The following is a 511-nucleotide window of genomic DNA, read 5'->3' as shown; positions in this document are numbered from 1 at the left end:
CCATCTGATAAGATAAAAGTAATAGGGTTACCGTGAGCATCAACCGCTAAATGAATCTTGGTGGCGCGTCCTGCCACACTTTTACTAATAGCTTGTTCCACCTCATTGCTACCATTACTGTGCTGATGCGCTTTAATGTGTGTGCCATCGATAAATACCCATTCACAGTCTGAGTCTTTAATTAATAAAGCGAACAGTGCAATCAGTTTATTGCTACGAAACCAGCGCTGATAAGCCTTGTAGACGGTATTAGGCTTACCAAAGTAAGGTGGCAGATCACGCCAAGGACAGCCAACACGCATACGATATAATACGCCTTCGACTGTTTGTCTAAGATTCCCTTTGTCATAGATATTAAGTTCTAGTAATATAGGTCTTAGTCTTGTCCAGTGTTGATCTTTGAGCATTGTACGAGGCATAGCAAACGAGGTCTTTTTTGTGTGAGAACTTAAAGACTAACCGTTTGCTATTTTTTTGCCATCGTTTTATTCCCAATGTTCAACACGCCCTA

The 511-nt window shown here is 41.1% G+C and carries 1 protein-coding gene; it reads right to left on the bottom strand.

All coding sequences use genetic code 11. The features are described 5' to 3' along the window. Positions 1 to 419: IS5 family transposase (locus INT03_RS11175; protein WP_193009010.1), on the bottom strand; the 419-nt coding region annotated here is incomplete at its 3' end. Positions 420 to 511: the final 92 nt, after the last annotated feature.

This window comes from Psychrobacter sp. PG1 (assembly GCF_014897815.1).
In the GTDB taxonomy this organism is placed as follows: Bacteria; Pseudomonadota; Gammaproteobacteria; order Pseudomonadales; family Moraxellaceae; genus Psychrobacter.
This window is presented reverse-complemented; position numbering and strand designations above follow the sequence as displayed.